1 protein-coding gene is annotated in these 497 nt (G+C 46.3%); it reads right to left on the reverse strand.

The annotated features are described in order from the left end of the window. Positions 1 to 228: 228 nt before the first annotated feature. Positions 229 to 497: DUF6444 domain-containing protein (locus AACW06_RS20045; protein WP_238336779.1), on the reverse strand; the 269-nt coding region annotated here is incomplete at its 5' end.

Here is a 497-nt window from a genome sequence, read left to right on the forward strand (position 1 = left end):
GCCCCATGATACCTTGAGGTATATCGCTCGGCTTTCTGGCCCTCACGGTTTCGCCACACTGAGAGCATTTACCAGAAAAGAGCCGATACTCGGTAATATCCATTGTCGGTTTGGGAATTTCATGAACCTGATGGCGATAAAAAGGTTTATCACTCATCTTAAGGTTCGTATCACCACAACAAGAACAGGTAATATCTGGGTAACATTCAACAACGGTATCAGATGGTTTTAATTCTGAGAGTTGTCGTTTGTGCCCTGAGTGACCCTGTTTAGCTCCTCTCGGATTGCGGCCACTAGAGCTTTGAGCTTTTTTCTTTCAGCCCGCTCTTTAGGCCCATCGGATGATGGTGATTTGGATGAATTAGCGCTGCTAGTTTTGAGCTTGTCCTCATAGTGGCGCAACTGCTCCCAGAGCTCAACAATCAGCGCATTCGCTTCGTTGATATCTGAGGCCACGGGCGGCGAAGATGAGAATTTAGATTTTTTCTTTTTCATGC

It is taken from the genome of Vibrio sp. S12_S33, assembly GCF_963889785.1.
In the GTDB taxonomy this organism is placed as follows: domain Bacteria; phylum Pseudomonadota; class Gammaproteobacteria; order Enterobacterales; family Vibrionaceae; genus Vibrio; species Vibrio aestuarianus.